Origin of the sequence: Moorena sp. SIO3B2, assembly GCF_010692525.1 — a bacterium.
Lineage (GTDB): Bacteria > Cyanobacteriota > Cyanobacteriia > Cyanobacteriales > Coleofasciculaceae > Moorena > Moorena producens.
In genome coordinates, this window is record NZ_JAAHHE010000436.1 from 1 (window position 1) to 4462 (window position 4462).

The window sequence follows — 4462 nt, forward strand, 5'->3', positions numbered from 1 at the left end:
TTTATGATGGGTATTCAACCGGACTTGATATCACCCCCTGAGATTTCGATCAGATCAAACAAAGTATCATCTAGTTCATAGCCAAGTAACTGAGCCATCGACTTGAGGCGGGATTGGCTTTGTATACCCCACTGCTTTAACCATTGACTAAGTACAAAGATCTTCTGCATCACGAAAATTTCTAAGGCTTCAGAGTTGTACTGGATGCCTTCTGTACGATTAAATTGGTGGGGCACTAGCATAGCAGTATAGCGGACGAATTCCCCAGATTTCCAATCTAGTAGAAAAGGTAACCAGGGATAGGTAGCATCCAAGCGCACAAACCATAACCGCACCTCTGGGATCTCTGAGAATTCTCGTGGATCCTCAGGATCGCAATCAAAATCAATCTTAAAGCCTAGCTGCTGCTCATAGTTTGCGATCGCACCGTCTTGCAGCCACCCTTCAACCACTGTCTGAGCTGGAGACAAGTCTAAGGTTTGGAAATGGTTAGTATTTAAGGAAATGATTGTAGTCACGCAATAGTTCCAATGTCAACAAAATCAGTAAAGTCTTATTACACTATTTTCTCCTGCTAGGCATTTATGTGGTCAAACACCTAGATGTTGCAGATATTTTGAGCAGCTACTACAATAGAGTCAGCAGGTTTTACTGGGAAGTTGGTGACTGCCAATAGTGTTTTTTGATCTATGCTCATATATATAAGGGAACTAATCGGATTTGCGGCAGTAGACTGGGAAAATACCCAGAAACTTCAAGCGATATTCGACAGTGCCCACCTGGTTAGCCAGGTCATAAACTGAGGTAAGACGGCTTCTTGGTGAACCTGTAGGATCAGACAATCATCGTCTGAAGCATGTTTGACTAGTGTTCGGCAACTAGTGATCGGCAACTGGTAAGTAATCACCTAAACACAGGAATTGGCTGAAAAGCAATAGATCTAGTTCATAGCATTAGGTAAGCAGTAGACCTAAATGTTTTAGAGCTAAGTTTCTTAGCCCTAAGTATTTTAGTTTTTACTCAGGGAACTTAGGGTAGAAATCCAGACCTATACTAGTCTAGCTATTAGTTTCCTCGAAAGCTAATAGCTAGACTAGTTATGAGGTTTGAGTATAAATCAAAACTATTCAAAATTCGGTGTTATCATAGCTACTTACAGCGCTCGGATCAGTATCACGCTTAGAGCCAAGTAAATCAAGGCGCTCTACTCGGATCACAGGTTGTGAGCGATCAGCTCCGGTGGTGCGATCGCTCCAAGTGTCAATTTTCAAAGACCCTTTTACACCAATTAAGCTACCTTTACGCACATAATTAGCAGCTACTTCCGCCGTCTTCCCCCAAATCTCTAAGTTGAACCAGTCAGGCTGATCACTATTGCGTGTCCGTCGTCTCACTGCCAAGGCCAGTTTACACAATACACCCCCAGACTCAAAATACTTAACATCTGGGTCTGTACCTGCACGACCGACTAAATGGACAACATTGAGACTCATAGTTATATTGGTACTTTTGTACTGATTATGGCTCTACAATAACAGATTCAGCTGGTGTATAACAATTACTAACTTATTTTAAGACTTATTTTAAGTCACCGAAGCAAGTCAGTCATCAACAATATTCTAGTTAACTGGAGCTTAACTTGAGCCGATGAAACCGTTATGTATTTGCAGCTGGGTGTATTCGCAGAAATTTCTTCCAAATAGTATCCGGAGAATCATAATGACCTAGTGTACTAGCGTACTAGACTAACTGGAAAAAACATAATAGAATCCACCTCAGTTACAGTTCCGGTGCAATTTCGGTTGTACACAGCATTTTGTGAGGCGTAGAAACTAGTGAGTATTTTGAATCACTTTTCCCTGTCACGGGACATGGGTATAGACCTGGGTACAGCTAACACCTTAGTCTATGTATCTGGTAAAGGCATTGTTCTTCAAGAGCCTTCTGTGGTTGCCATTGATCAAGACGAAAAGGTTCCCCTAGCCGTAGGCGAAGAGGCAAAAAAGATGTTGGGCAGAACCCCAGGTAATGTAGTTGCCGTACGTCCTTTACGGGATGGTGTGATTGCTGATTTCGATACCGCTGAACTGATGCTGAAGCACTTCATCCAGCGGGTAAACGAAGGCAAAGCCCTAGTTTCACCTCGGATTGTGATTGGTATCCCTAGCGGTGTCACAGGTGTGGAACGACGAGCCGTCATGGAAGCCGCATTACAGGCTGGTGCTAGAGAAGTTAGGTTAATTGATGAACCAGTAGCAGCAGCCATTGGTGCTGGATTACCTGTAGCAGAACCAACAGGTAACATGATTATTGATATCGGTGGAGGCACCACTGAGGTAGCAGTTCTAAGTTTGCAGGGAACAGTTCTAAGCGAATCAGTGCGTGTTGCGGGAGATGAACTGAGTGAAGCAATTACTCAGTATATGAAAAAAGTCCATAACCTAGTAATTGGGGAACGGACAGCAGAAGACATCAAAATCCGCATTGGCTCAGCCTATCCAACACCTGACGATAATGAAGCTGCCATGGAAGTGCGAGGATTACACTTGCTGTCTGGCTTGCCACGAACTGTTACGATCAAACGACCAGAGATTCGTGAAAGTATGGCAGAACCCCTTTCTGTTATTGTTGATGCTGTTAAGCGCACTCTAGAACGGACTCCCCCCGAGCTGGCAGCTGATATTATTGATAGAGGTATTATGCTGGCGGGTGGTGGTGCTTTATTGAAAGGATTAGATACACTGATTAGTCATGAAAGCGGCATTGTAACCCATGTGGCAGCTGATCCCCTCAGCTGTGTTGTTTTGGGAACTGGTCGAGTCTTAGAGAACTACAAACAGTTAGAGCGGGTGTTTAGTGGACGTTCCCGTAATATGTAATGGTCAGCTATTAAACATCAACCTTAAAGAGTATTTTTATTCAATATCTTAAGAGTGTAGATTGAGTGTGGCTAGTGTAAAAACTCACTGATTAGCCAAAATCTGACTATTTTATGGATAGGCTATGTACATGCTGCGTCGCTGGTGGGGGAGACATGGAGTAGCAATTATGCTGGGGAGTCTTACCCTAATTGCTGCTTGGTTACTTAGAAGAACTCAGGGTGCAACAATTTTTGAAATCTATCAATTGATAACCCGCCCTTTTCAATCGCTACCTGCTAAAGAAGAAAGCCTCTCTAATGCGCGGACACTGGAACTACAACAGCAGGTAGAGGAACTCAAAACCCAAAACCAGAAGCTAAAAGAGCTGTTAGGTTATAAAAAAACCCCGAAGAAACTAAGAATTGTTGCGCCTGTTGTGGGACGTAGCGCTGACAGCTGGTGGCAAGAAATCATTCTGGGAAGAGGGAGTGAAGCTGGGATCAAAAAGGGCTTCGTTGTTATGGCACCTGGCGGTGTAGTGGGTAGAGTCGTTACCGTGACACCCCACACCAGTCGTGCCTTGCTGATCAGTGACCCCACTAGTAAGGTAGGTGCCGTGATCAGCCGTAGCCGTAGCATGGGTTTTTTGCGTGGACAAGGAACTAATCGGGCAATAATGCAGTTTTTTGATAAAGTGCCAAACGTCCGTCCTGGTGATGCTGTGGCTACCTCCACTGTCAGCCAGCTTTTCCCAGCTGGTTTACCCCTAGGACGTGTAGAGTCTGTTATTCTTGACAAAAGTCCAGCCCCAGAGGCGATTATTGAGTTGACAGCCCCGATGAGTTATCTGGAGTGGGTGATTATTGATCCAAATGACCCATGACCCATGACCCATGACTAATCAACAATGACTAATCACCAATGACCAACACGTCTGAGTTTTCTATTTGGGTTCGTCGAACAATCAATTGGGCAGTGACAGTTAGTTCAGTTATCCTCTGCTCAATCTTATTACTGACACGTTTACCGGGAATGGAATTACTGGGAATCGCTCCCAACTGGCTGTTGATTTGGGTTGTTGCCTGGAGCATTAAACGCACAGCGTTTCAAGGAGCATTCGCAGGGTTGGTATTGGGATTAGTACAAGATGGTATGACATTCCCTGAGCCTACCCATGTCTATAGCCTTGCCATCGTTGGGATCTTGACTGCTCTAATTCAAAAGCAGCGGTATATTCAGGAAGATTTTATTTCAGTAGCTTTAATTGTGTTTGGCATGGCGATTGTTGGGGAAACAGTGACCGCTATTCAGCATAGTTTTCAAGGCTCTCGCCAATTAGCACAAATCTGGACAGACCATCAGCGTATTGCCATCTGTTCTGCAATTCTCAGTAGTCTTTGGGCACCAGTCGTCTACTATCCACTCAATCGGTGGTGGCAGTGGTGCAATTCAATGGAGCAATCCTAATGCTTTATGAAGGTTGAAGGTTGAAGGTTGAAGGTTGAAGGTTGAAGGTTGAAGGTTGAAGGTTGAAGGTTGAAGGTTGAAGGTTGAAGGTTGAAGGTTGAAGGTTGAAGGTTGAAGGTTGAAGGTTGAAGGTT

5 protein-coding genes and 1 other RNA gene are annotated in these 4462 nt (G+C 44.2%); 4 read left to right on the forward strand and 2 right to left on the reverse strand.

All coding sequences use genetic code 11. From position 1 onward, the window contains the following. Positions 1-14: 14 nt before the first annotated feature. Complete coding sequence (locus tag F6K38_RS35525) at positions 15-518, reverse strand: CRR6 family NdhI maturation factor (RefSeq protein WP_008186432.1); 504 nt, start codon at positions 516-518, stop codon at positions 15-17. Between the two features lie 127 nt (positions 519-645). Here F6K38_RS35525 and ssrS point away from each other — a divergent pair. Further along, positions 646-828, forward strand: a non-coding RNA gene (gene ssrS / locus F6K38_RS35530) — 6S RNA. A 299-nt stretch (positions 829-1127) separates the two neighbouring features. On the opposite strand, the gene F6K38_RS35535 is transcribed toward ssrS, so the two are convergent. After that, positions 1128-1493 carry a single-stranded DNA-binding protein gene (locus F6K38_RS35535; RefSeq protein WP_075900051.1) on the reverse strand — a complete coding sequence of 122 codons (366 nt, stop codon included), beginning with the start codon at positions 1491-1493 and terminating at the stop codon, positions 1128-1130. A gap of 378 nt (positions 1494-1871) precedes the next feature. On the opposite strand from F6K38_RS35535, the gene F6K38_RS35540 reads away from it, so the two are divergent. The 3 genes from F6K38_RS35540 to mreD all read left to right on the forward strand — a co-directional run bounded on the left by F6K38_RS35540 (position 1872) and on the right by mreD (position 4328). Then, positions 1872-2879, forward strand: a complete 1008-nt coding sequence (locus tag F6K38_RS35540; RefSeq protein ID WP_008186438.1) for a rod shape-determining protein — start codon at positions 1872-1874, stop codon at positions 2877-2879. A 124-nt stretch (positions 2880-3003) separates the two neighbouring features. Then, positions 3004-3744 (forward strand): rod shape-determining protein MreC, encoded by a 741-nt coding sequence (mreC, locus tag F6K38_RS35545; RefSeq protein ID WP_044493822.1) that lies wholly within the window; start codon positions 3004-3006, stop codon positions 3742-3744. Positions 3745-3782: 38 nt separating this feature from the next. Continuing rightward, positions 3783-4328: a rod shape-determining protein MreD gene (gene mreD / locus F6K38_RS35550; protein ID WP_008186442.1), complete on the forward strand. Its 546-nt coding sequence runs from the start codon at positions 3783-3785 to the stop codon at positions 4326-4328. The last annotated feature ends 134 nt before the right edge of the window (positions 4329-4462 follow it).